This window comes from Halalkalibacter oceani (assembly GCF_023715705.1).
GTDB lineage: Bacteria > Bacillota > Bacilli > Bacillales > Bacillaceae_D > Halalkalibacter > Halalkalibacter oceani_A.
In genome coordinates, this window is record NZ_JAMBOS010000090.1 from 1 (window position 1) to 425 (window position 425).

Genomic DNA, 425 nt, shown 5'->3' on the forward strand with positions numbered 1-425 from the left:
GTACCGGCACGTACGGGGTCTCTTTGTCGGTACGCACCTTATTGTTGCGGACATTGAGCCAGGTTTTGATGCCGTAGAAGATGATGCTGTACACCACCACCAGGAACAGGATACTCAGCCCGGCGTTGGTGTAGTTGTTGACCACGATATGGTTCATGTTGGCAATCTGCTGCGCGGTCAGCTCGCCGCCGGCGGCAATCGTCTCTTTATACTGCTGAGCCATAAAGAAGAAGCCTTCCATCTGCGGATTGCTGCTGAACAGCTTCAGACCCAGCGCCCAGGTGGTGCACAGCAGCAGCCACGCTGCCGGGATAACGGTGACCCAGATATATTTGGTGCGCTGCATCTTGACCAGCACCACGGTGCCAAGCACCAGCGCCACGGCGGCCAGCATCTGGTTAGAGATACCGAACAGCGGCCACAGG

Annotated in this window: 1 protein-coding gene; it reads right to left on the bottom strand. The window is 57.2% G+C overall.

Annotated features, from left to right (window positions below; all coding sequences use genetic code 11):
• Positions 1 to 425, bottom strand: a 425-nt coding sequence (locus M3212_RS21785) for a carbon starvation CstA family protein (RefSeq protein ID WP_285875004.1), incomplete at both ends; no start/stop codon positions are given.